Consider the following 913-nt stretch of genomic DNA (forward strand, 5'->3'; position numbering starts at 1 on the left):
GCGGGTCTGAGTGGGGCGATCAATCGTCTTCAGCAAAGTCCGTCAATTTCCAGCTGGCTCCATCTTTGCCAAAGACATAGATAAGCGAGCCGCAGAAAGCGGAATACGTGACATTACCTTCATTGGTGTCTTTGACGGGCTTCTCCTTGGCAAGACAATTCCGCTGCGCTATTGTGAAAGCACCCTTCCAGATCAAAGGGAAGTCATCTACTTGCCGTTGGTCATTGTAATAGATGGGATATTTGATCATCTGCGATACGGCTTTTTGGTCGCTCTTGCCGACGGCAGCCTTGAATTTTGTCCAGAAGGCTGCGAATCCGTCATCGCTCTTCGCCGCCAGCGCTGATCCCGCCGATATGAACAGACCAGCCAAAAACAGTCCCTTTGCGATCGCCGACCCGATCGAATTCATGATTGCCCCCAATGAATAATTTTTATTGCCTGTCGTTTGTAAGTTAGCCGACCTTACGAGCATGCTCAATCGGTTATGACTGCCTGTTGTCAGAACGGTCGATATCCGGGAGGCGGACTCACAGTCGCCGTCACGCACCCCTTCGTCGATCAATTTAAGTGCCAACGCGACGGCAGTCGGCTGCGCTGTCATTATGCTATCCGTCGAGCGCGACTGAAACCCGACAGTAAGCAATCGGCCCATTACTCGCCCCTGAGTTGCCGCTATTAAGCGCAGAATGGGTGGCTCGCGGCAAGCTGGCAACCTCCATGTTACGGCGACGGGTGTAACTCGCGCGCGTCACCTGACGGTGTACCAAACGTGACGGTGGCGGTTGACCGCGACGAAGTCACAGAACATGCCTGCAATTCGGTCGAGCGTCGTAGCCCGATGCCCAACTAAGAAATGGACAGGATCTCGAGTTCGCGCTGCCCTAGCTGGACAACGTCGCCAACGGTTTTG

1 protein-coding gene is annotated in these 913 nt (G+C 54.0%); it reads right to left on the reverse strand.

Annotated elements, in window-relative coordinates; genetic code table 11:
• Nucleotides 1-19: 19 nt before the first annotated feature.
• A complete protein-coding gene (locus NKH70_RS35675; protein WP_352977275.1) occupies nt 20-604 on the reverse strand; it encodes a hypothetical protein in 585 nt (194 codons plus the stop codon).
• Between the last annotated feature and the right edge of the window lie 309 nt (nt 605-913).

This window comes from Mesorhizobium sp. M0991, assembly GCF_040318915.1.
Lineage (GTDB): Bacteria > Pseudomonadota > Alphaproteobacteria > Rhizobiales > Rhizobiaceae > Mesorhizobium.

Coding starts and splice junctions, on each gene's coding strand:
- NKH70_RS35675 (WP_352977275.1), bottom strand. CDS start 604: ATGACAGCGCAGCCGACTGCCGTCGCGTTGGCACTTAAATTGATCGAC.